Below are 21,944 nucleotides of genomic sequence, written 5' to 3'. Positions count from 1 at the left end.
ACACCTCGACCCGTCACGGTGGGCTGTCAGCGCAGGACGGCTCGCAGGGTTTTAGCCGCTCGCTGCAGGCGGGGGCCCACACTGCGCGCGTCGAGGGGCTCGAGGGAGACGACACCTACCGACGCCTCGACACCGCCGGGCAGGGCGTCTGCACCCACGCCGAGCGGCACTGCGAGCCCGTGGGCGCCGGCCTGCAGCTCGCCGTCCGTCGCCACGAGCCCGGCTCGGCCTGCGCGGCCGGCCAGGATGGCGCGCCCGGCTGCGCCCTGGTCGAGCCGGTGGCGCGCGCCGGAGCGGTAGGCCACGTGGAAGTCGGTCCACGAGGGCTCCACGACGACGAGCGCGAGCGCCTCGTCCCCCTCGGCGATGGTGAGGTGGGCCGTGGCCCCGACCGCGTCCGCGAGCTCGCGCAGGACCGGTCGCGCCTCGGCTCGGACGATGGGCGTCACCGCCGCGGCGAGCCGGCTCACGCCGAGCCCCAGACGTAGGCGGCCGTCGGCGGCCCGCGAGACCAGGCGGTGCTCCTCCAGGGTCGTCACGAGGCGGTAGACGACGGGCCGACCGACACCGAGCGAGGCCGCGAGCTCGGTCACGGTGAGGCCTCCGGGCCCGACGTTCCCCGCCAGCGCCTCGAGCACCCGGATGCCGCGGTCGAGGGTCTGCGAGGACTCGACTCGCGCGGGCCCGCGACCGACCTCCGGGCCGGGGACCACGTTCAGCCCTCGGAGTGGGCGCCACCGGGACCTGACGCACCGCCGAGGCCCTTGGACCACGACGCCGCGTAGACCCCGTCGTCGACGGCGAGGCCGCCCTCACCCAGCTCGAGGGGGCGGAAGGTGTCGACCATGACCGCCAGCTCGTCGAACCGCTCGACCCCGAGCGACCCCTCGGTCGCTCCCGGCTGGGGACCGTGGGGGTGACCGCCGGGGTGCACCGAGATCGAGCCCCTGCCGATGCCGGAGCCCTTGCGCGCCTCGTAGTCGCCGTCGACGTAGAACATGATCTCGTCGCTGTCGACGTTCGAGTGGTAGTAGGGCACCGGGATCGCGAGCGGGTGGTAGTCCACCTTGCGCGGCACGAAGTTGCAGATGACGAAGTTCCAACCCTCGAAGACCTGGTGGACGGGCGGCGGCTGGTGGATGCGGCCCGTGATCGGCTCGAAGTCGCGCACGTTGAAGACGTAGGGGTAGAGGCAGCCGTCCCACCCGACGACGTCGAGTGGATGGAAGGGCAGGGTGTGGATCGTGCCGACGACACCGCCGGGCCCGTTGCCCCGGTGCTTGATGTAGACGTCGGTCTGCTCGTCGGGGTCGGCGCCGACGTGCTCGGCGAGCAGCGGCCCCTCGGGCTGACGCAGGTCGCGCTCGCAGTAGGGGGCGTGCTCGAGGAGCTGGCCGTACTTGCTCAGGTAGCGCTTCGGCGGCGCGATGTGGCTGTTGGCCTCGATGCAGTAGACGCGGAGCGGGTCCTTCGTCGAGCGCTTCGGGATCCAGCGGTGCGTCGTCGCGCGAGGGAGGATCACGTAGTCGCCCTCACCGACCTCGAACGCGCCGAACACGGTCTCGACCCTGGCGCGGCCCCGTTCGACGTAGACACACTCGTCGCCGATGCCGTTGCGGTACCACGGACTCGCTTGTGCCGCAACGGCATACGAGATGCGCACGTCGCCGTTGCCGAGCACGAGGCGTCGTCCGGTGACGACGTCGGTGTCGCGGACCGCCTTCGCGTCGAAGAGGTCGTGCAGCTTGAGGTGGCGCGGCACCAGCGGGTGGTTCGGAGTGGTCGACTGGTCTGGCAGCTCCCAGACCGCGGCGCCGACCGTCGTCGACGGGATGTTGCGGTGGTAGAGCAGCGAGCTGTCGGAGCTGAAGCCCTCCTCGCCCATGAGCTCCTCGTAGTAGAGCTCGCCCGGCGTGCGGCCCTTGCCGGGACGGCGGTGCTGGGTGTGCCGCTTGGGCGGGATGTCTCCGACAGCCTGGTAGTGCGCCACGGGTGCGAGCCTCTCCGTCGAGCGCGTCCGCTCAGCGGACGCTGGTGTATCACTATCGCAACAGTGGAGTACGCTCCCGGTCATGTCAAGGACGCCGTTCGCGCCTCTGTTCGACCACCTCGTCGACGACGCCGCCGTCTTCCCGCCGGGCCTCGCCCCGGTCGACGTCGCGGTCCGCGAGCACCTCGACCGTCGCACCGGGCCGTATGCCGTGCACCTCGGTCCGTTGCTCGTGCCGGCGACCGCGGCGGCCGAGGTCGCAGTGCTGGCCGCCAAGGACGACAGGGCCGTCGCCGACCCCCTGCAGGTCGGGCTGGTCGTGCGTCCCGGCGCCCCCCTCGCCCCGCTCTTCGACGCCGTCGACCTGCTGCGCGACGACCCCCGCGTCGCCGTCACCGCCGTCGAGCTCGGTTGGGCGGACGGCGACTCCGGCTGGCGCCGCGCGCTCGACCTGGAGGTCCCCCTCGTCGTCGAGGTCGGACTGGGCTCCGACCAGGAGTCGGGCCTCGACGACATCGCCGAAGCCGTCGACCACGAGCACGACGTCACCGCCAAGTTCCGCACCGGAGCGACCCCGGCCTGGCCGTGGCCCGACGAGACCACCCTCGCCGGGTTCCTCGACGCCGTCGTGCTGCGCGGACTGTCGTTCAAGCTGACCGGCGGGCTGCACCACGTGGTGCGCGGCGACCACGGCGGTGAGCCCATGCACGGCCTGCTGAACGTGCTCCTCGCCACCCACGAGGCCCTCGACGGCGCCGAGACCCGCGAACTCGCGGTCGAGCTGGGGCGCCGCGACACCGAGGTGCTCGTCACCGCGGTGTCGGGCCTGCACGACGACGACGCCCGACGCCTGCGCACCAGCTTCACGGCATACGGCTGCTGCGGCGTGCTCGACCCCCTGACCGAACTCGAGGCGCTCGGCCTCGTTCCCACCAAGGAGACCCGCGCGTGACCACGCCCGCCCAGAAGTCCACCTGGCTCGACGTCCCCGACGACCACCCCTTCGGCATCCAGACGCTGCCCTACGGCGTCTTCAGCACGAGCGACGACCCCACTCGCCGGGTGGGGGTGCGCATCGGCGACCTGGTGCTCGACGCCGGTGCCGTTGCCGCGGTGGGTCGTGACGCAGGGCTCGTCGGTGACGGCCCCGACCTCGCGACCGCGTGGCTGACCCCGAACCTCAACGCGTTCCTGGCCCTCGGCCGTCCCGCGTGGACGGTGGCGCGCGAGTGGCTCGTCGAGGTCCTCACCGACGAGGTGCACCGCGCCGGCGTGTCCCCCCACGTGCACCGGATCGCCGAGGTCGAGCTCCACCTACCCGTCGAGGTCGCGGACTACGTCGACTTCTACGCGAGCGAGGACCACGCGAGCAACGTCGGCAAGATCTTCCGGCCCGACAACGCCGCGCTGCCGCCGAACTGGAAGCACCTTCCCATCGGCTACCACGGCCGCGCGGGCACGGTCGTCGTCTCCGGCACCGACGTCGTCCGACCGACCGGCCAGCGCAAGGCGCCGTCCGACCCCGCCCCCGTCTTCGGCCCCAGCGTCCGTCTCGACATCGAGGCCGAGCTCGGCTACGTCGTCGGCGGCTCGACAGAGCTCGGTTCTCGGGTCTCCGTCGACGACGCGGCCGACCACCTCTTCGGCGTCGTCATCCTCAACGACTGGAGCGCCCGCGACATCCAGGCCTGGGAGTACGTCCCGCTCGGGCCCTTCCTCGGCAAGTCGTTCGCGACGTCGGTCTCGGCGTGGGTGACACCGCTCGACGCCCTCGCCGATGCACGCATCCCCCTTCCGGGACAGTCCGATCCGCAGGTCCTGCCCTACCTTCAGGGTGGTGCGTTCGGCCTCGACGTCCACCTGGAGGTCACCCTCAACGGCACGGTCGTCTCGCGCCCCGAGCACTCCGCGATGTACTGGTCACCGGCCCAGATGCTGGCGCACCTGACGGTCAACGGAGCGTCCCTGAGGGACGGTGACCTCTTCGCCTCGGGGACCATCAGCGGCCCGACCCGCGAGAGCCGCGGCAGCCTGCTCGAGCTGACCTGGAACGCCACCGAGCCGCTCACCCTCGACGACGGTACGACCCGCGGCTTTCTCGAGGACGGCGACACCGTCACGATGACGGCCTGGGCGCCCGGCCCCGACGGCTCCCGCGTCGGCATCGCCGAGGTGACCGGGACGATCGTCCCCGCCCGCTGAACCACGCCGCCCGTCGGGAGCTGAGCACTCGACGGGACGTCGCGCGTCGGGAACTGAGCACTCGACCATCGAGTGCGCAGTTCCTCACACGGGTGCGTCTGGTTGAAGAGGTCGAGTGCCCACCTCCCGCCAGGGGAAGTGGGCACTCGGGTGCGGCGCCGGCCGGCGTCAGTGCAGGACGACGGGAGGTGCTGCGGCCGGGTCGGACTCGTCGTCGAGAAGATGCGACTCCTCGTGCCGCCGCGGTAGGAACCACGCCGCGACGAGGGTCGCCGCGCAGAGGATCGCCGCGATGAGGAAGGTGCGGCCGTAGACGTCGGCGAGGTCGCTGACTGCCTGGGCCATCCCCTGCGGGCCGAGTCGGTCCTTGACCGAGGGGTCGAACTGGGCACCGAGCACGGCCCCGGCTCTCGGCGAGCTGTTGAGGTAGTTGGTGAAGACGACCGAGATGACAGCCACGCCGATCGAGCTCGCGATCTGCTGGGTGATGTTGAGCAGCGTCGAGCCGCGCGCGACCTGGTGGTGGGTCAGCGTCTTGAGCGCCGAGGTCATGATCGGCATCATCGTGCCGCCCATGCCGAGACCCATCACGAAGAGCACCGGGATGATGTAGCCCCAGTAGGACGTGTCGGGGCCGACCTGCGTCAGCGCGAACATGCCCGCGACGATGGCGACGAGACCGAACGGGACGATGCGCCCGACGGGGAAGCGGTCGGCGAGCGCCCCGGCGACCGGCATCGTCAGCATCGCGCCGATGCCCTGCGGGACCATGAGGTACGCGGAGTGGAGCGGCGTCTCGGCGCGCACCTGCTGGAGGTACTGGGGCACGAGCAGCAGCCCGCCGAAGAAGGCCGCACCGAAGAGGAACATGGTGATCGTCGCGACGGTGAGCCGGCGGTTTCTGAAGAGCCGCAGGTCGAGCAGCGGGTGCCTGGGCCGGAAGCTGTAGAGCACGAAGACGACGATCATCGCGAGGCCCACCAGGCCCGGGACGAGCACCTTGGCGGACGAGACGGTGCGCTCGCCCGGGATCGAGCTGACGCCGTAGAGGAAGAGCGCCAGGCCCGGCGACATGAGGAGCATGCCGATGACGTCGAAGGACTCGGACGGCTCGGGGTTGTCTGCCGGCAGGGCCCACGCGGCATACGCGACGGCGATGATGCCGATCGGCACGTTGATCAGGAAGATCCAGTGCCAGGAGTAGTTGTCGATGAGCCAGCCGCCCAGGATCGGGCCGAAGATCGGGCCCAGAAGCATCGGGATGCCGAGCACGGCCATGAGCCTGCCCATGCGGTCGGGACCCGCGGCGCGGGTCATGATCGTCATGCCGAGCGGCATGAGCATGCCGCCACCGAGGCCCTGCAGCACCCGGAAGCCGATGAGCATCTCGATGGAGCCGGCCGTCGCGCACAGGGCCGAGCCGGCCGTGAAGAGCACGACCGCGAGCATGTAGAGGCGCTTGGTGCCGAACCGGTCGGCCGCCCACCCGGTGAGCGGGATGACGGTGGCCAGGGCCAGCGTGTAGGCGGTGACCGTCCACGCGACGGTGGAGTAGAGGAGCGGCTGGCCGCCCGGCTGCGCGAAGACCGTCTGGAACTTGGTCAGGGCGATGTTGACGACCGTGATGTCGAGGATCGACATGATCGCGCCGAGGACGACGACCCCGGCGACCTTGAGGACGGCCGCGTCGATCTTGTCGGGGTATGCCGGACCGGCGGGTGGTGCGGTTGGTGCAGACACAGATGGGCTCCGATGGTCTTCAGAGGTGAGGAACGGCGACGACGACGCCGTGGCAACGGTGGTGGCCGCGCACCCTCGATTGTGCCGCGCACCCCCGACAGCGGCGCAACCCACTTACGCCCCACCCGCCATCCGGGAGGGGACTACGCGTCGACCGGGCTCAGCCCTGCTTGCGGGGCTGCTTGCCCTCGACGACCTGGGTGCCGGCGACCTTGTCGTGCAGGGCCTGCCGCTTGTCGTCCCACAGCGGCCACAGCCCGTCGAGCAGCGAGAGGAAGGGAATGAACTGCCCGGCCAGCGGCACGAGGCGGCGCACCACCGCGGTGCCGAGCGGCAGGGGCCCGGGTTCAGCGGCGCGACGCACGCTGATGCCGACGACCATCTTGCCGGGCGTCTGCGCCGTGGTGGTCCAGAAGATGAGGCAGTAGGCCGTCGTGATGAGCCAGAGGATGAAGGAGAACTGGAGGGCGGGCCCGGTGAGCTCGCCCTGGATCGCCGTCAGGCGCGCCCGGTCGTTGACCTCGGCTGCCGTCACCATCTCGGAGAACAGCTGGCCCATGCGCGGGGTGGCCCCCCAAGAGAGCGCACCACCGACGACGAAGAGGATGATGCCGTCGATGAGCCAGGCCCCGAGACGCTTGCCCCACGACGCGAGCGGGATGCCGTCGGCGGTGGTGCGGATGTTGTACATCCACTGCGCGTTGGCCGGTGCCTGCTGGTAGGACTGCTGCGGCGTCTGCGACTGGCCCTGCCAACCGCTGCCCTGCGGCATCGGCGTGGTCGGCGTGGGCGCCGCGGCTCCCGTGCGGTCGGTCGACGACTGGTCCCCCCGCGACTGCTGCGGGAGGCCGATGGTGCTCTTCGACGCCGTCGGCGACTTCTTGGGCGCCGTGTGGTTCGTCCACGACACGCCGTCCCAGTAACGGAGCATGTCGGGTTGGCTCGGGTCGTCGTACCACCCGGAGGGCTGCTGGCTCATGACCCAACTCTGCCACGGCGGGGGTCGCCCGCCCGGCAGCGACCCCCAGGACCACGACCTGCCCGGCTTGCCCGGCGAATCACGCCTATCGGCCGATATCACGCAATCTCTACACAAGGTTTCCTCAAGGACGCCTCGACACCATGAGCGTGCGGTGGACTCGTCGCCGTCGGGGGGACGAGCCGGGGCCGTGGCTCCACCCGGCCGCCGCACCGACACAGGAGGATGGCCAATGTCGCGACGGCAACGCACTCGATTCTTGACAGCAGTGACCGGGACGGTGGTGATGGCCGCAGGCCTCGGTTCAGCTCTGCCGGCCCTCGCCGCCGGCGTCAACAGTCCCCCAGTCCTGCCCCACTCGATCATCTCCTTCCCCGAACGAGACTTCATCTCGGCCGACGGATACACGCCTGGTCACCCCGTCGTCGTCAACGTGCTTCGTAACGGCTTCGTCGTGAGCACCGCTACGGTCGACCCACTGGACGACATCAGTACCCCCGACGTGGTCGAGGGCCTGGTCGAGGTCAACCACCCCGGCGGCGGATGTTGGGAGGGAGTCACGCCGAACATCCGACCAGGAGACGTCATCGAGATCCTCACCGGTCCTGGGGAAGGCGACAGCACGACAACGGCGAGCGTCATCGTTACTCAGCCGGCCACCAAGATCGACGCGACCACGGTCCAGATCAAGGGCACGGCGGTCACGCCGGGCGGCGCTCAGATCCCCGTCGACCAGCTCGAGGCTCGCGTTATTGCCCCGAACCAGCGGTTCTCGAACGGCAAGCGAAGCATCCGCGCAGACTTCACAGGTGCAGCTGACGGGACTCTCGCCTACGACACGCCCGCGGGCACGAGCTGGACGGCCACGTTCCGGCTCCCGGGCTCGATCGATGGCCTGAGCGATGCTGACCGCGCGGTGAACGCGCAGAACGAGAGCCGAGGGATGTGGCTCGGGGGCACGCCCGCTGCGGGTAACGAGCTGACGATCTTCGAAGCAGGGGCGGTGGGCGGTCCCAGCCTCCCCTGCCAAGCTCCGGCCGAACGCGGCCCGAGCACGCCGGACCTGCTCGCGATAAGCGACTCGGGCGCGTCCGCCACCGACAACATCACGAACGTCGCGACGCCGACGTTCGGTGGCAACCGCGACGCGACGACAGCCGACCGGATCAACCTCTACGTCGACGGCGTGCTCGCCGGTTCCACCACGGCGATCGCGGCCAACGGCACGTGGGCGGTCGCGCCGGATGCGCCCCTGACGAACGGGGTCCACACGATCACCGCGGGTGAGTCCTCCGCGGGCGGGGCTGAGACCATGGGGCTCGGGTCGCTCCAGGTCACGGTCGACACCGTGGCGCCCGCCGCCGGGGTGATCACGGGTAAGCCCGCTGCGGCGAGCTCGGTGCGCTCCCCGCGGTTCACCTTCACGGGTGAGGCGGGCGCGGCCTTCACCTGCGGTCTCACGCCGGGCGCGGCCGCCGCCGCCTGCGTGTCCGGCAAGACGTTCGGGCCGCTCGCTGACGGTCGCTATACCTTCACCCTGGGCGTGAAGGACCGGGCCGGCAACGCCGCACCGAACGCCACCGCTGCCTTCGCCGTCGGTGTGACCCCGACGGTGACCGCCCGGACGCCGCTGGTGAACCAGACGCGGATCGGCCAGACTGCCAACATCACGGCCACGATGAGCCGCGCTGTGAACGCGACGACCGTCAACAGGACCTCGTTCCTGCTGAAGGCGCCGAACGGGACGGTCGTCCCGGCGGCGGTCACGTACAACGCGACGACCCGGGTGGCGACCCTCAACCCGACCGCCACGCTCGCCGCGGACACCCGTTACACGGCCAGCCTCACCTCGGCGGTCAAGAGCGCCGACTTCGGAGTCGGGCTCACCCCGACCGCGTGGGCGTTCGTCACCGGCCCGGCGCCGGTGGTCAACTTCCGCAGTCCGGCAGCGGGCGCGGTCGGCGTGAGCCGGCTGAGCAACGTCACGGCGGGCTTCAACGAGGCGATCACCGGGGTGAACGGGACCACCGTCAGCCTGCGCTCACCGAGCGGGGCTGTCGTGCGTGCCGTCGTCACCTACAACGCGACGACCCGCCGGGCCACGCTCAACCCCAGCGTCACGCTCGCGCCGCGTACTCGTTACACGCTGCGGCTCACCGCGGGCATCAAGGACCGTGCCGGCAACGCCCTCACGGCAACGTCGTGGTCCTTCACGACACGGGCGTGATGCCCACGACCTGACCGGGACCGCGGTCGCCCCCCCCTCGCGTGGGACCGGGAAGAAGGATCCGCCCCCACGTCCGTCGACGGACGTGGGGGCGGCATCCTGCCCGGCGGGTCAGGGCGGTGCGTCGGGCGTCGGCCTCAGAGGTTGCCGCGCTTGTCCTGCTCGCGCTCGATCGCCTCGAAGAGCGCCTTGAAGTTGCCCTTGCCGAAGCCGAGCGAGCCGTGCCGCTCGATGAGCTCGAAGAACACCGTCGGCCGGTCGCCGAGCGGCTTGGTGAAGATCTGGAGCAGGTAGCCGTCCTCGTCACGGTCGACGAGGATCTTGCGCTTCTGCAGCTCCTCGATCGGCACCCGGACGTTGCCGATGCGGGCGCGCAGCTCGGGGTCCTCGTAGTAGCTGTCGGGGGTCTCGAGGAACTCGACCCCGTTGTCGCGCAGGGCGTCGACCGAGGCGAGGATGTCGTTGGTCGCCACGGCGAGGTGCTGGGCGCCGGCACCGCGGTAGAACTCGAGGTACTCGTCGATCTGGCTCTTCTTCTTCGCGATGGCCGGCTCGTTGAGCGGGAACTTCACGCGGTGGTTGCCGTTGGCCACGACCTTGCTCATGAGGGCGGAGTAGTCGGTCGCGATGTCGTCGCCGATGAACTCGGCCATGTTCACGAAGCCCATGACGCGGTTGTAGAAGGAGACCCACTCGTCCATGTGGCCGAGCTCGACGTTGCCGACGATGTGGTCGAGCGCCTGGAAGAGCCGCTTGGGCTGGCCCTCGCGCTTGACGTGGGTGGAGCTCGCCGGCACGTAGCCGGGAAGGTACGGGCCGGCATACGTCTGGCCGTCGACCGTGCGCTGCACGAGCGTGTGGCGCGTCTCGCCGTAGGTGGCGATGGCTGCGGTGCGCACGGTGCCGTGCTCGTCGGTGTGGTTCGTGGGCCCCTCGAGCACCGTCGCGCCGGCGCTGCGGGCCTGGGCGACGCACTTGTCGACATCGGGCACCTCGAGGGCGATGTCGACGACGCCGTCTCCGTGGCGGCGGTGGTGGTCGGCGAGCGGGCTGTCGGGGTCGACCGCGCCCTTGACGACGAAGCGGATGGAGCCGCTGCGCAGGACGAAGGCCTTGTGGTCGCGGTTGCCGTTCTCGGGACCGGAGTAGGCGACGAGGTCCATGCCCCACGCGCTCTGGTAGTAGTGCGCGCTCTGGGTGGCGTTGCCCGCGACGAACACGATCGCGTCCCATCCGGTGACGGGGAAGACGTCGGTGTTCTCGTCGTACTCGACGAGGCCCACGAGCTGCTTGAGCTGCTCGAGGTCGAGGTCGGCCTCGCGCTCCTGCTGGGTACGGTCGTCGGTGAGGTCGGCGGCCTGAGACGGCATCGTGTCAGTCATGGAGCGAGGGTGGACCAGACCCAACCACTGTGCAACAGAACCCGTGAAGTCTGGACACAGTGCACAAAGTGTTGCCCGTATGCCGGCTTGTGCTGGACACTTTGCTCATGACCGCGACCGCTGGGCTGGGTGCTCGCACCGCCGTCGACGCCCTCGACTGCCGCATCCTGCTGCTCCTGCTCACCGAGCCGGGCGTCGGCGTGCTCGGCGCGTCACGCCGGCTGGGCGTGGCCCGTGGCACCGTCCAGGCCCGTATCGACCGCCTCCAGCGCACCGGCGTGCTGCGCTCCATGGCCCCCGACGTCGACCCGGCGGCGCTCGGCTACCCCGTGACCGCGTTCTGCACCCTCGAGATCCGTCAGGGCCGCGGCGGCCACTCCCCCGTCGTCGAGCACCTCGCCGCGATCCCGGAGGTGCTCGAGGCGCACACCATCACCGGCTCGGGAGACGTGCTGATCCGCATCGTCGGGCGCGACAACGCGGACCTGCAGCGCGTCATCGACCAGGTCGTCGACGACGCGCACGTCACCCGCGCCTCGACCGTCATCTCGCTCGCCACCCGACTCGACCACCGCACCGTCCCCCTCGTCGAGCACCTGCTCGACCTCGCCCAAGGAGAGCCGCACCCGTGACCGCCGAACCCGTGAGCGCCAACCCCTACGCCCCGAGAGCCGACGTCGAGCTGACCCACCCCGAGTGGGCCAGGAGTGCGACGATCTACCAGATCAACCAGCGTCACTTCACGCCCGAGGGCACCTTCCGGGCCGCGGAGGCCCACCTGCCACGACTGCGTGACCTGGGCATCGACATCGTCTGGCTGATGCCGGTGCACCCGATCGGCGAGCAGAACCGCAAGGGAGTGCTCGGCAGCCCGTACGCCGTCAAGGACTACCTCGCGGTCAACCCGGAGTTCGGCACGCTCGAGGACCTGCGCCACTTCGTCGCGACCGCGCACGACCTCGGGCTGCACGTCATCCTCGACTGGGTCGCCAACCACACCGCGTGGGACAACCCGCTCGTCACCGAGCACCCCGACTGGTACGCCCGTGACTGGAAGGGCGACTTCCGTCCCACCCCGTGGTGGGACTGGGACGACATCATCGACCTCGACTACGGCAACGAGGACCTGCGTCGCTACATGACCGAGGCGATGGCGTACTGGGTGCGCGAGGTCGACGTCGACGGGTTCCGTTGCGACGTGGCCGGATTCGTGCCCGTCGACTTCTGGGACAACGTGCGTCGCGAGCTCGACGCGATCAAGCCGGTCTTCATGCTCGCCGAGTGGGAGTCGCGCGACCTCCACGTGCGCGCCTTCGACATGACGTACGCGTGGAGCTGGAACGACACCCTTCACAAGATCGCGCACGGCAAGGCCGACGTCGAGGCGCTCAAGGTGTACTACGCGTGGAACGACCGCTTCTACCAGCGCGACGCCTACCGCATGCTCTTCGTCAGCAACCACGACAAGAACGCGTGGGAGGGCACGGAGTACGAGCAGTTCGGCGACGCGCTCGAGCCCGCGATCGTGCTGTCCGTCGTCAGCGAGGGCATGCCGCTCGTCTACAACGGCCAGGAGGCCGGCAGCGACAGGAGGCTGGTCTTCTTCGACAAGGACGAGATCGAGTGGCGCGAGGACGAGCAGGGAGAGCTCTACCGCCGGCTCTTCGCACTGAAGAAGCAGCACCCGGCCCTGTGGAACGGCGCCGCCGGTGGGCGGATGGTGCGGGTGCCGAACTCGGCCGAGGCCGCGGTGCTCAGCTTCGTCCGGGCCGTGGGCGACGACCGTGTCCTCGGCGCGTTCAACTTCAGCGGCGAGGAGCAGACGGTGGTGCTCGGTGACGGCCCCCAGACCGGGTCGTGGCGTGACGCCTTCACCGGCGAGACCCTCGAGCTCGCGGTGGGTCAGTCGTACACGCTCCCGGCCTGGGGCTACCAGGTGCTCGTCGGCGCCTGAGTCCGCCCGATCGACCCGCGCGAATTCTGGGCCGAAACGCGCCGAAACCGCTGACGCGGGAGGGGTCGATCCGCGAGGATGGAGGTGCGTACCCGTCGGTGCTCCCCTGTCCCGGCGGGTACGCCCTCTGTCCCCGTGGCCTCAGCCGGTGACGGTCACCGGGCTGCCGTTGCTGACGAGCTTCCAGTCCATGCTGGAGAACGTCTTCGGGTCGATGACCTTGTGCGCCGTCGCCCAGTCGATGAGCAGCTGCCGGATCTCGATCTGGCGGTTGTAGACGACGGGAGCCGTCGTCACGTGCGGGAAGCCACCACCACCGGACTGGCGGTAGTTGTTGATCGCGATGACGAACCGCGCGTCCGGCAGGACGGGGGCGCCGGCGTACGCGAGGTTCGCGATGCGTGACCCCGCCGCCTTGGCGATGTCGATGTCGTAGGTGAGGTCGGCGTCGAGCCCGCCCATGATGTCGTAGTTGTAGTCGGGCGTGTTGTTCGCGCGGGTCACCTGGTCGGCCGTGAACGGTCCGGTGCCCGAGACCTGCTTGAAGTAGCCGGCGCTCTTCTCGAGGTAGTCCTTGACCTGGGCGCCGGTCAGCACGATGCCGAGCAGGGTGTTGTCGTAGATGTAGAGGCCTGCGACGTCGCGGATGGTCACGTCACCCGCGGGGATCGCGGCGAGGGCGTTGAACGGCGCGGCGATCGACAGCACCGGCAGGACGGCCTCGGGCGTGCCCGCCAGGGCCGCCTTGACGGCACCCGCCTGGACGTAGTTGATGAAGTCGATGGCGGCGGTGTCCTCGTAGCGGGAGGTCGCCGCGGACATCGCCTCGGTGCACGTGCCGATGACGCCGTTGACGTAGCCGAGGACCTTCTCGTGCGCTGCCCGCACGGCACCGGTGACCGCGGGGTCCTCGGGCACGGCGTTGGCGTTCCACAGCTGTCCGGCGCTGTCGACCACCTGCCACTGACCGCGCACCTTCTGCAGGCTGAGGGTCATCTCGGCGACGCGCATGCCCCAGTAGAGCGGCTCGCAGAGCAGCACCTTCTTGCCGGTCTGCTTGTTGGTGACCTTGTCGACGACCTCGACGTGCGAGTGCCCGACGAGGATCGCGTCGATGCCCGGCACCTCCTCGGCGAGGATCCGGCTGGCGTTCTCGACGTAGGGCAGCGCGTCGCCCCACGACGACAGGCCGTTGGTGCCCGAGTGGGCCGAGACGATCACGACGTCGGCGCCGGCGGCCTTGAGGCGCGGCACCATGATGCGAGCCTGCTCGACGATGCCGGGGAACTTCAGCCGGCCCTCGACGTTGGCCTTGTCCCAGATCGCGACGCCCGGCGTGACGAGGCCGAGGATGCCGACCCGGATCGGCTTCTGGTCGGCGATCTTGACGGTCTTGATGACCCACGGCTTGAAGGCCGGTGAGCCGGTGTCCCAGTCGACGGTGTTGGCCGACAGGAGGGGGAAGTCCAGCTGCTTCTCGAAGGCGCGCAGCGTGTCGATGCCGTAGTTGAACTCGTGGTTGCCGAGGGCCGCGGCGTCGTAGCCGACCGCGTTCATGGCGGCGGCCATGGGGTGGGTCGAGCCGCCCGTGATCGGGTCGATCTTGGCGTAGTAGTACGCGAGAGGCGTGCCCTGGATGGTGTCGCCGGCGTCGAGGGTGAGGCACGACGCGGCGCCGAGGTCGGCGCGGCGCATCTTGATGACCGAGGAGGCCTTGGCGAGGCCGATGTCGTTGTGCGTCTTGTCGTCGTACTCGCGGTTGTTGAAGTAGTCCCAGTTGAAGACGTTGCCGTGCAGGTCGGTGGTGCCGAGCACGGTCAGGCGTACGGTCTCGCCGTTGGTGGCGGGCCCGGTGGCGGCGGTGGCCGGTGCCGCGGCACGCACCGAGGCGAGCCCGACGCCGCCGACGGCAGCCAGCGAGAGCAGCTGGCGCCGCGTGGCGGCGGAGGCGAGGAAGCCGGGGGCGCGGTCCGGGTGGCCGGCAGCCGTGGAGGCAGGGGTGCAGGGGGTGGGGTCGGTGCTCATGTCGTCCTTCGGGGGGCGCGAGGGTGGTCGCGGGGTCAGGGTGCCGGTGGTCTCCAGCGGGGCGCGCCGAGGCGCCCGCACGACCCTAGCCGCCCAGACCGGGACGAAGGCGGACAAGATGCCACCGATTCGTGAACACCGGCGGACCGGCCGACGGGGCCCGGGAACGGCTCAGCGGCGCCCGACGAGCCAGAGGCGGATCTTGTCGATGCGCTCGCCGACCTGCTCGGACGTCGCCGCCGCGAGGTCGGGTCCCCCGCAGACGCGCCGCAGGTCCATGTGCACGTTGGCATGCGGCAGGCCCTTCTGCCGGGCGTAGGTCGAGACGAGCTTGTTGAGCTCCTTGCGCTGCGCGGCGAGGGCCCGGTGCGCGGCCACCGGCGTCGGCGCCTGGGCCCCCTGCGGGGCCTTCTTCACCTGTCGGCTCTGGCGCTCGCGCAGCAGGGCCGACACCTGGTCGGGCTCGAGCAGCCCGGGCAGCCCGAGGTACTCCTCCTCGTCGGTGGAGCCGACCTGCGCGTGCATGCCCCACTGCTGCTTGTCGAAGAGCACGTGGTCGAAGTGGGCGTCGGACTCGAGCGCCTCGAAGGCGCCCTCGTCGAGCGCACCGCTCGCCTTCTCGGCGCGGTTCGCGTCGTCGATGAGGGCCTGCTCCTCGGCCCACATCTGGCCCACGTCGTCGGGGTTGGGCTTGCGGTCGAGCGCGTGGTCGCGCTGCTCCTCGAGCCGCGCGGCGTGGTCGAGGACGACCGGCACCGACGGGAGGAACACCGAGGCGGTCTCGCCCCGCTTGCGGGCGCGCACGAAGCGGCCGACGGCCTGCGCGAAGAAGAGCGGGGTCGACGTCGACGTCGCGTAGACGCCGACGGCGAGACGCGGCACGTCGACGCCCTCCGAGACCATGCGCACGGCGACCATCCACCGCTCGTCGCTCGCGCCGAAGTCCTCGATGCGCTTGCTCGCGCCGAGGTCGTCGGAGAGGACGACGGTGGGAGCCTCGCCCGTCAGCTCACGGAGGATGGCGGCATACGCCCTCGCCTGCGTCTGGTTGGAGGCGATGACGAGGCCACCGGCGTCCTCGACGTGGCGGCGCACCTCGGCGAGGCGCCGGTCGGCGGCGGCGAGCACCGCCGGGATCCACTCCCCCTTCGGGTCGAGCGCGGTGCGCCAGGCGTGGGCGACGAAGTCCTTCGTCATCGGCTCGCCGAGGCGAGCCTCGAGCTCGTCGCCGGCCTTCGTGCGCCAGCGCATGCTGCCGCCGTAGGCCATGAAGAGGACCGGACGCACGACGCCGTCGCGCAGGGCCTCGGCGTAGCCGTAGGTGTAGTCGCTCGAGCTGACGAGCGTGCCCTCGGCGTCGAGCTCGTAGGTGACGAACGGGATCGGTGACGTGTCGGACCGGAACGGCGTGCCCGTGAGGCTGAGGCGGCGGGTGGCCGGCTCGAAGGCCTCGCGTATGCCGTCGCCCCAGCTCTTGCTGTCGCCGCCGTGGTGCACCTCGTCGAGGATCACGAGCGTCGGGCGGGTGGTCGTCAGCTCACGGTGCAGCGAGGGTCGCGAGGCCACCTGCGCGTAGGTGACGGCGACCCCGTGGTAGTCGTCGGAGTGCCGGCCGATCGAGTTGCTGAACTTCGGGTCGAGGCTGATGCCGACCCGGGCGGCGGCGTCGGCCCACTGCGTCTTCAGGTGCTCGGTGGGCGCGACGACCGTGACCCGGTGCACGACGCCCGCGCTCAGCAGCTCGGTCGCCACCCGCAGCGCGTAGGTCGTCTTGCCGGCACCGGGGGTCGCGACCGCGAGGAAGTCGCGCGGCGCCTTCGACAGGTAGAGGTCGAGCGCCTCCTGCTGCCAGGCACGCAGCTTGCTGGCGGTACCCCACGCTGCCCGCTCCGGGAAGGCGGGTGGGAGGTGGAAGGCGGCCCCTGAACTCATAGGCCGCCCACGGTATCCGGTCGGCCCCCGCGACATGCCGAGGCCCCGCCAAGTTGGCGGGGCCTCGACCGGTTTGGTATGGCATCCGAGTTCGTATGCCGCAGAGAGGTTTTCGCAGGTCAGCAGCCTGCGCGTCGGGTCACTTGCCGGCGCGGTAGGCCGTCCACTGGGCCTGCATGCGCGAGACCTGACCGGCGGTGAACGTGTTCATGCACGAGTCGTACGTGTAGTCCATGAAGTTCTTGATGGGGTCGAGGCCGGGGCTCGTGCAGGTGTCGCGACCGGTCGGGCACTGGTAGGCGGGGCTCGCCTCGGCCGGGGTGTCGGAGACGTAGTCGCCGTTGCCGTTACAGCCGCCCTGGAACGTGTGGTAGAGCCCGGCCCAGTGGCCGACCTCGTGGGTGGCGGTGTCGCCCTGGTTGTAGTTCGTCGCGGTGCCGCCGGGCAGCGAGCCGGTGAGCACGACGACACCGTCCATCACGTCGTAGCTGTTCTTCGGGAAGGTCGCCCACCCGAGCAGGCCCTGGCCGATGTTGGCGGAGTAGAGGTTGAGGTCGGCCATCGTGCCCTTGCGCAGCGCCGTCTTCATGCTGCGCTCGGCCGACGACCCGGGGGTCACGGTGTACCAGGAGGCGTTGCTCGTGGAGTCGCTGCCGGCGAGCGTGAAGCTGAGCCCGGTGCCCGCGTAGGCGTTGTTGAGCACGCTGATCTGGCTGCTGATCTTGCTGGCGCTCACCGCTCCCTGCGAGCCGTTGGTGATGGTGTGCCAGTAGACCTTGACGTTCGCGGCGACGAAGGCGGCACCGGAGCCCGGCTTGCCGTTCGTCCCCGTCGCCTTGGCGAGCTTGCCCGAGGAGTCGCGGGTCAGCCCCTTGGCCGCGAGGGCCTGCGTCAGGGCGGCCTCGTTGGCGCGCACCTGGGCGTCGGAGAGCTCGTGCGGGTCCTTGGCCGTGCCGTGCGTGCCACGAGCACCGACCGCCGCGGGGTCGACGCACGCCGCCTTGGCGTGGCCGTCGGCCACGGGAACCGCCTGGGCCGGCGAACCCAGGGACAGGGTGGCCAGCGCGAGGGGTGCCGCAAGGACCAGGGAGCGAAGCTTCATGGGGAGACCTTTCTCGTCCGACACGGCTCCCGATCGGGTGCCGACCCCAGCGACGATAGGTACGCGAACGTCTGCCGCGGAGCCACCGAACGTAAAGAAGCCGTAAGGAATCGCCCAGCGACCCGTCCCCTGCGTCGGTCGGGTCAGGCGTCGCCGCCGTCCTGCGGGTCGCGCAGGCCGTCGTAGATCTCCTTGCAGACGGGGCAGACGGGGAACTTCTGCGGGTCGCGGTTCGGCACCCAGATCTTGCCGCAGAGCGCGACGACCGGCTCTCCCGACAGGGCGCTCTCGAGGATCTTCTCCTTGCGCACGTAGTGCGAGAAGCGCTCGTGGTCGCCGGGCTCCTGGAGCTCCTCACGGACCTCCTCGCGCTCGATCGTCGCCGTGCTCGTGCCGCGCAGCGGCTCCGGCTCGAAGGGGTCGGGAGGCATCGTGCTCATGACGAGAGTGTATGCCGCCCTGCCGCGCTCCCCAGGAGTCGCTCCCCCGCCGGGTAGGCCCGCCACGACGACGGCGCGGGACCGGGCCTGCCGCTCAGCAGCACGGCCTCGACACCCCTTCCGCCCCCCGGATCTGCCGTGTCGCGGTCGGGCTCGAGGCCGATGCGGCGGAGGGTCTGGCGGGCGACGGCCACCGGCGAGTCGTGCACGACGACACCCTCGCCGAGGGCGGCGACGATGCGGTCGACGACGAGCCCGTAGTGCGTGCAGCCCAGCACGAGGGAACGCACTCCGGCGGGTGTCTGCGAGGCGGCATACGCGATGCACTCGTCGACCAGCCGCGGGTCGCCGCCCTCGATGGCCTCGGCCAGGCCCAGCGCCGCCACGGCATACGTCCCGACGTCGGCGGCGAACGCGTCGATGAGCCCGCGCAGGTAGTCGCTCGCCGTCGTGGCGGCCGTGGCCCAGACCGCGACAGGTCCCCCGGCTGCCGCCGCCGGCCGGATGGCAGGAACGGTGCCGATGACCGGGACGTCCGGCTCGAGCTCGGCGCGCAGGGCGTCGAGACCGTGCACCGAGGCCGTGTTGCAGGCGACGACGATCGCGTCGGGGGCGTACGGCAGGGTCGCCCGCGCGGACGCGAGGATGAGCCGCTGCACGTCGTCGGGCGTGCGCGGGCCGTAGGGCATGTTGTCGGGGTCGAGCGAGAGCACGAGCCCGAGGTCGGGGCGCAGCGAGTGCAGCGCGTCGGCGTACCCCAGGAGCCCGAGCCCGCTGTCGACGAAGGCAACTCGCCTGGTCGACGCGCGGGGCCCGGGTCGCGGCTCTGCGGGCGGCACCGTGCCGGTGACGACGTCCACGTCAGTTCATCGACGGGTCGTCGGGGAAGCTCGCCACGTAGGCGAGGCTGTCACGCTGGCGCCGCAGCACGTCGCGCCAGAGGCTGCCGGGCTGGGACGTGAACGCGTCTCGCACCTCGGCGTCGACGACGTACCAGTCGCCGCGTGCGATCTCGTTCTCGAGCTGGCCGGACTCCCAGCCGGAGTAGCCGGCGAAGATCCGCAGGCCGGCGAGCTCGGCCTCGACGACCGGGGTCGGCACGTCGAGGTCGACGAGCCCGATGGAGCCGAAGAGGCGCTTCACGCCGAGCGGCTCGGGCTCGTCCCCCGGGACCGTGACGAGCCCCAGGGCCGACGACGTCGACACAGGGCCGCCCTGGAAGAGCACGTGCGGCGCGGTGACGACGCGCTGCCAGCCCGGCAGCACCGAGTCGACCTCGGCCGACAGCGGCTTGTTGAGCACGACTCCCTGGGCCCCGCCGTCGTCGTGGTGCAGCATGAGGATGACGGACCGGTGGAAGACGTCACCCTCGACGGACGGTGTCGCCACGAGCAGGCGGCCGGTGTGGAACGTCGAGCTCACGGAGCACAGCCTTCCACACCGGCGACCACTCAGAAGCGAGCGCCCCGTCGACCGCCGCGCTCGTCGTCGCCCCAGCGGGAGACGAGACCGTCGCCGCGGTCGCCCCGGCGGCCACGACGGTCGTCACGAGCGCCACCGTGGTGCGGGCGGAAGCCGCCGCGCGAGCCCTGCCGCGGACCGCGGGCGCCGGCCGGACCACGCCGGTGCTGCTTCGGGCCGGAGATGAGGCGCTGGAACTCGTCCTCGGCGATGGCGACACCACTCGGGGTCGTAGCACCGGTGGCGGCGATGATCGCGTCGCCGGGCGTGGCCCGGACGGGCGCGATCTCGAGCCCGGCCTCCTTGAGCTGGCGCTCCATCGTCTTGCGCTGGTGCGGCAGGGCGAGGGTCACGACGGTGCCCTTGTCGCCGGCGCGAGCGGTGCGGCCCGAGCGGTGCAGGTAGTCCTTGTGGTCGGCCGGCGGGTCGACCTGCAGCACGACCGAGACGTCGTCGACGTGGATGCCGCGGGCGGCGACGTCGGTCGCGACGAGCACCGGGAGGGTGCCGTCACGGAACGCGCCGAGGACGCGGTTGCGCTGGCCCTGGTTGAGCCCGCCGTGCAGCGCGGCGGCCATGACGCCCTGCTCGCGCAGCTGCAGCGCGATGCGGTCGGCGCCGAGCTTGGTGCGGCAGAAGACGACGGTGCGGCCCTCGCGGTTGGCGACCTCGGCCGTGATGACCTTCTTGTGCTGCGGGTCGATGAGGAGCACGTGGTGCTCCATCGTCTCGACCGAGGCGGTGGCGTCGTCGGTCGAGTGGACCACCGGCTCGTTCAGGTACTTCGCGACGAGGTCGTCGATGCCGCGGTCGAGCGTCGCCGAGAACAGCAGTCGCTGCCCGTCGGACGGGATCTTGTCGAGCGTCGTCGTGATCTCGGCCATGAAGCCCATCTCGGCCATGTGGTCGGCCTCGTCGAGCACCGTGATCGCGATGTCGTCCATCTCGACGGCCCCACGCTCGAGCAGGTCGTTGAGACGGCCGGGCGTGGCGATGAGGATGTCGACGCCCTTGTTGAGGGCGTTGATCTGCGTCGTGTAGCTGAGACCACCGGCGACGAGCTTGTGGCGCAGGCCGACGACGTGCACGAGCGGCTCGAGCGCGTCGGAGATCTGCATCGCGAGCTCGCGGGTCGGCGTGAGGATCAGGGCGTGCGGCCGGCGCGGGTTGCGCGGGGCCTGGGCCTCGAGCAGGCGCGCGATGACGGGGAGTCCGAAGGCGAGCGTCTTGCCGGAGCCGGTCTGGCCACGGCCGAGGACGTCCTTGCCGGCGAGCGCGTCGGGGATCGTGGCCGCCTGGATCGGGAACGGCGCGGTGATGCCCTCGCGGGCGAGGCGCTCGACGACGCGCTCGGGCAGGCCGAGGGCGGCGAAGCCGTTGTCGGCCGCGACGTCGACGGGGCCGTCGGAGATGTCGGCGCGGGTGGCCTTGGTCCAGTTGTCGGCGTCCATGCGCTCGGCCTCGGCGTCCTCGAAGCTCACCGGCGCGCGCTCGGCGTCACGGTCGAACCTTGGGCGGTCGAACGACCGGCGGTCGCCCCGGCTGTCGCGGTCGAACCTCGGACGGTCGAACTTCGGCCGGTCGAAGGAGCGACGCTCGCCGCCACGGTCGTCACGCTCGGCGCGAGGACGGTCGAACGACGGACGGTCGTCGCGGCGCTGGAAGCCGCGGTCACCGCGGTCGTCGCGGCGGTCGAACGAACGGCGGTCACCGCGGTCGTCACGACGGTCGAACGACGGTCGGTCGTCGCGGCGCTGGAAGCCACGGTCACCGCGGTCGTCACGGCGGTCGAACGACGGACGGTCGTCGCGGCGCTGGAAGCCGCGGTCACCGCGGTCGTCGCGGCGGTCGAACGACGGACGGTCGTCGCGGCGCTGGAAGCCACGGTCACCGCGGTCGTCGCGGCGGTCGAACGACGGACGGTCATCGCGACGCTGGAAGCCGCGGTCACCGCGGTCGTCACGACGCTGGAAGCCGCGGTCACCGCGGTCGTCACGACGGTCGAATGACGGACGGTCATCGCGACGCTGGAAGCCGCGGTCACCGCGGTCGTCACGGCGGTCGTACGAGCGGTGCTCGTCGCGGGGGGCGCGCCACTCGCGGCCACCGACGTGCGAGCTGCTCGACGAGGCCGGGCGGGAGCTCTTGGGACCGGAGAAGGAACCGGACTTGGGTCCGCCCTTGCCGGCCTGACCGCGGTGCGGCTTCTTGGCCGCGGCGGCCTTCTTCTCGGTGGACCAGCGGGCCTTCTTGGGCGCGCCGGAGGGGGTGTGCTTGGGCATTGCGTATTCAACTCTCTTCGACTCGATGCAGACTTCGCCTCGAGCCGTGAGTCACACCACGACCATGCAGACGAGCCTCAGGCGCAGAACTGTCTGCGCCCCATGTGTACCGGTCCCCGGCATCTGTGCCGTCCGGTGTTCGGATCCGCTCCGCGTCGGTGCCGGGCCGCGCCGTCTGCGCGATCTTCCGGAAGGGGTGTCACCTCGTCGGACGAGCCTGCCCGCCGG

Annotated in this window: 17 protein-coding genes; 5 read left to right on the top strand and 12 right to left on the bottom strand. The window is 70.9% G+C overall.

Going from position 1 to position 21,944, the window contains the following annotated elements; genetic code table 11:
* Window positions 1–26: 26 nt before the first annotated feature.
* Complete coding sequence (locus ACYVNR_RS01130) at window positions 27–713, bottom strand: IclR family transcriptional regulator (RefSeq protein ID WP_461045985.1); 687 nt, start codon at window positions 711–713, stop codon at window positions 27–29.
* Window positions 714–715: 2 nt separating this feature from the next.
* Complete coding sequence (locus tag ACYVNR_RS01125; protein ID WP_458803096.1) at window positions 716–1,990, bottom strand: homogentisate 1,2-dioxygenase; 1,275 nt, start codon at window positions 1,988–1,990, stop codon at window positions 716–718.
* Window positions 1,991–2,072: 82 nt separating this feature from the next.
* Between ACYVNR_RS01125 and ACYVNR_RS01120 the strand changes: the two genes are divergently transcribed.
* Entirely contained in the window at window positions 2,073–2,942 is an 870-nt protein-coding gene (locus tag ACYVNR_RS01120; RefSeq protein WP_461045983.1) for a hypothetical protein, read from the top strand.
* Window positions 2,939–4,192 (top strand): fumarylacetoacetase, encoded by a 1,254-nt coding sequence (fahA, locus tag ACYVNR_RS01115; protein WP_461045981.1) that lies wholly within the window; start codon window positions 2,939–2,941, stop codon window positions 4,190–4,192. Before ACYVNR_RS01120 ends, fahA begins: the two co-directional genes overlap by 4 nt.
* 168 nt (window positions 4,193–4,360) lie before the next feature.
* Here fahA and ACYVNR_RS01110 read toward each other — a convergent pair whose 3' ends face one another.
* Window positions 4,361–5,932, bottom strand: a complete 1,572-nt coding sequence (locus ACYVNR_RS01110) for a DHA2 family efflux MFS transporter permease subunit (RefSeq protein ID WP_045190270.1) — start codon at window positions 5,930–5,932, stop codon at window positions 4,361–4,363.
* 160 nt (window positions 5,933–6,092) lie between these two features.
* Entirely contained in the window at window positions 6,093–6,911 is an 819-nt protein-coding gene (locus tag ACYVNR_RS01105; RefSeq protein ID WP_461045979.1) for an RDD family protein, read from the bottom strand.
* A gap of 268 nt (window positions 6,912–7,179) precedes the next feature.
* Here ACYVNR_RS01105 and ACYVNR_RS01100 point away from each other — a divergent pair, with 268 nt between their 5' ends.
* A complete protein-coding gene (locus tag ACYVNR_RS01100; RefSeq protein WP_461046358.1) occupies window positions 7,180–9,138 on the top strand; it encodes an Ig-like domain-containing protein in 1,959 nt (652 codons plus the stop codon).
* 137 nt (window positions 9,139–9,275) lie between these two features.
* Here ACYVNR_RS01100 and hppD read toward each other — a convergent pair whose 3' ends face one another.
* On the bottom strand, window positions 9,276–10,520 hold the full coding sequence (hppD, locus tag ACYVNR_RS01095; RefSeq protein ID WP_461045977.1) for a 4-hydroxyphenylpyruvate dioxygenase: 1,245 nt from the start codon (window positions 10,518–10,520) through the stop codon (window positions 9,276–9,278).
* A 107-nt stretch (window positions 10,521–10,627) separates the two neighbouring features.
* Here hppD and ACYVNR_RS01090 point away from each other — a divergent pair, with 107 nt between their 5' ends.
* The gene (locus ACYVNR_RS01090; protein WP_461045975.1) at window positions 10,628–11,152 is read left to right on the top strand and encodes an Lrp/AsnC family transcriptional regulator; all 525 of its coding nucleotides are present in this window, start codon (window positions 10,628–10,630) and stop codon (window positions 11,150–11,152) included.
* A complete protein-coding gene (locus ACYVNR_RS01085; RefSeq protein ID WP_461045973.1) occupies window positions 11,149–12,474 on the top strand; it encodes an alpha-amylase family glycosyl hydrolase in 1,326 nt (441 codons plus the stop codon). Before ACYVNR_RS01090 ends, ACYVNR_RS01085 begins: the two co-directional genes overlap by 4 nt.
* Before the next feature lie 141 nt (window positions 12,475–12,615).
* Here ACYVNR_RS01085 and ACYVNR_RS01080 read toward each other — a convergent pair whose 3' ends face one another.
* From ACYVNR_RS01080 to ACYVNR_RS01050, 7 genes are all read right to left on the bottom strand, one after another.
* Entirely contained in the window at window positions 12,616–14,499 is a 1,884-nt protein-coding gene (locus tag ACYVNR_RS01080; RefSeq protein WP_461045971.1) for a bifunctional metallophosphatase/5'-nucleotidase, read from the bottom strand.
* A 171-nt stretch (window positions 14,500–14,670) separates the two neighbouring features.
* The gene (locus ACYVNR_RS01075; protein ID WP_461045969.1) at window positions 14,671–16,431 is read right to left on the bottom strand and encodes a DEAD/DEAH box helicase; all 1,761 of its coding nucleotides are present in this window, start codon (window positions 16,429–16,431) and stop codon (window positions 14,671–14,673) included.
* 139 nt (window positions 16,432–16,570) lie between these two features.
* Window positions 16,571–17,533, bottom strand: coding sequence for a zinc metalloprotease (locus ACYVNR_RS01070; protein WP_458802248.1), 963 nt, complete (start codon window positions 17,531–17,533; stop codon window positions 16,571–16,573).
* A 143-nt stretch (window positions 17,534–17,676) separates the two neighbouring features.
* A complete protein-coding gene (locus ACYVNR_RS01065) occupies window positions 17,677–17,973 on the bottom strand; it encodes a DUF3039 domain-containing protein (RefSeq protein WP_461045967.1) in 297 nt (98 codons plus the stop codon).
* Entirely contained in the window at window positions 17,970–18,833 is an 864-nt protein-coding gene (locus ACYVNR_RS01060; RefSeq protein ID WP_461045965.1) for a glutamate racemase, read from the bottom strand. Before ACYVNR_RS01060 ends, ACYVNR_RS01065 begins: the two co-directional genes overlap by 4 nt.
* A 1-nt stretch (window position 18,834) precedes the next feature.
* Window positions 18,835–19,395 (bottom strand): YqgE/AlgH family protein, encoded by a 561-nt coding sequence (locus ACYVNR_RS01055; protein ID WP_045190283.1) that lies wholly within the window; start codon window positions 19,393–19,395, stop codon window positions 18,835–18,837.
* A gap of 29 nt (window positions 19,396–19,424) precedes the next feature.
* On the bottom strand, window positions 19,425–21,716 hold the full coding sequence (locus ACYVNR_RS01050; protein WP_461045963.1) for a DEAD/DEAH box helicase: 2,292 nt from the start codon (window positions 21,714–21,716) through the stop codon (window positions 19,425–19,427).
* Window positions 21,717–21,944 lie beyond the last annotated feature (228 nt).

The organism is Terrabacter koreensis, from assembly GCF_054783315.1.
Note: the sequence above shows the minus strand (reverse complement) of the source record. Positions and strands in the feature narration are given on the sequence as shown.

Excerpts from the sequence above, each read along its gene's own strand:
- ACYVNR_RS01120 (WP_461045983.1), top strand. The coding sequence starts at position 2,073 with ATGTCAAGGACGCCGTTCGCGCCTCTGTTCGACCACCTCGTCGACGAC.
- ACYVNR_RS01065 (WP_461045967.1), bottom strand. The coding sequence starts at position 17,973 with ATGAGCACGATGCCTCCCGACCCCTTCGAGCCGGAGCCGCTGCGCGGC.
- ACYVNR_RS01090 (WP_461045975.1), top strand. The coding sequence starts at position 10,628 with ATGACCGCGACCGCTGGGCTGGGTGCTCGCACCGCCGTCGACGCCCTC.
- hppD (WP_461045977.1), bottom strand. The coding sequence starts at position 10,520 with ATGACTGACACGATGCCGTCTCAGGCCGCCGACCTCACCGACGACCGT.
- ACYVNR_RS01075 (WP_461045969.1), bottom strand. The coding sequence starts at position 16,431 with ATGAGTTCAGGGGCCGCCTTCCACCTCCCACCCGCCTTCCCGGAGCGG.
- ACYVNR_RS01070 (WP_458802248.1), bottom strand. The coding sequence starts at position 17,533 with ATGAAGCTTCGCTCCCTGGTCCTTGCGGCACCCCTCGCGCTGGCCACC.
- ACYVNR_RS01080 (WP_461045971.1), bottom strand. The coding sequence starts at position 14,499 with ATGAGCACCGACCCCACCCCCTGCACCCCTGCCTCCACGGCTGCCGGC.
- ACYVNR_RS01050 (WP_461045963.1), bottom strand. The coding sequence starts at position 21,716 with ATGCCCAAGCACACCCCCTCCGGCGCGCCCAAGAAGGCCCGCTGGTCC.
- ACYVNR_RS01105 (WP_461045979.1), bottom strand. The coding sequence starts at position 6,911 with ATGAGCCAGCAGCCCTCCGGGTGGTACGACGACCCGAGCCAACCCGAC.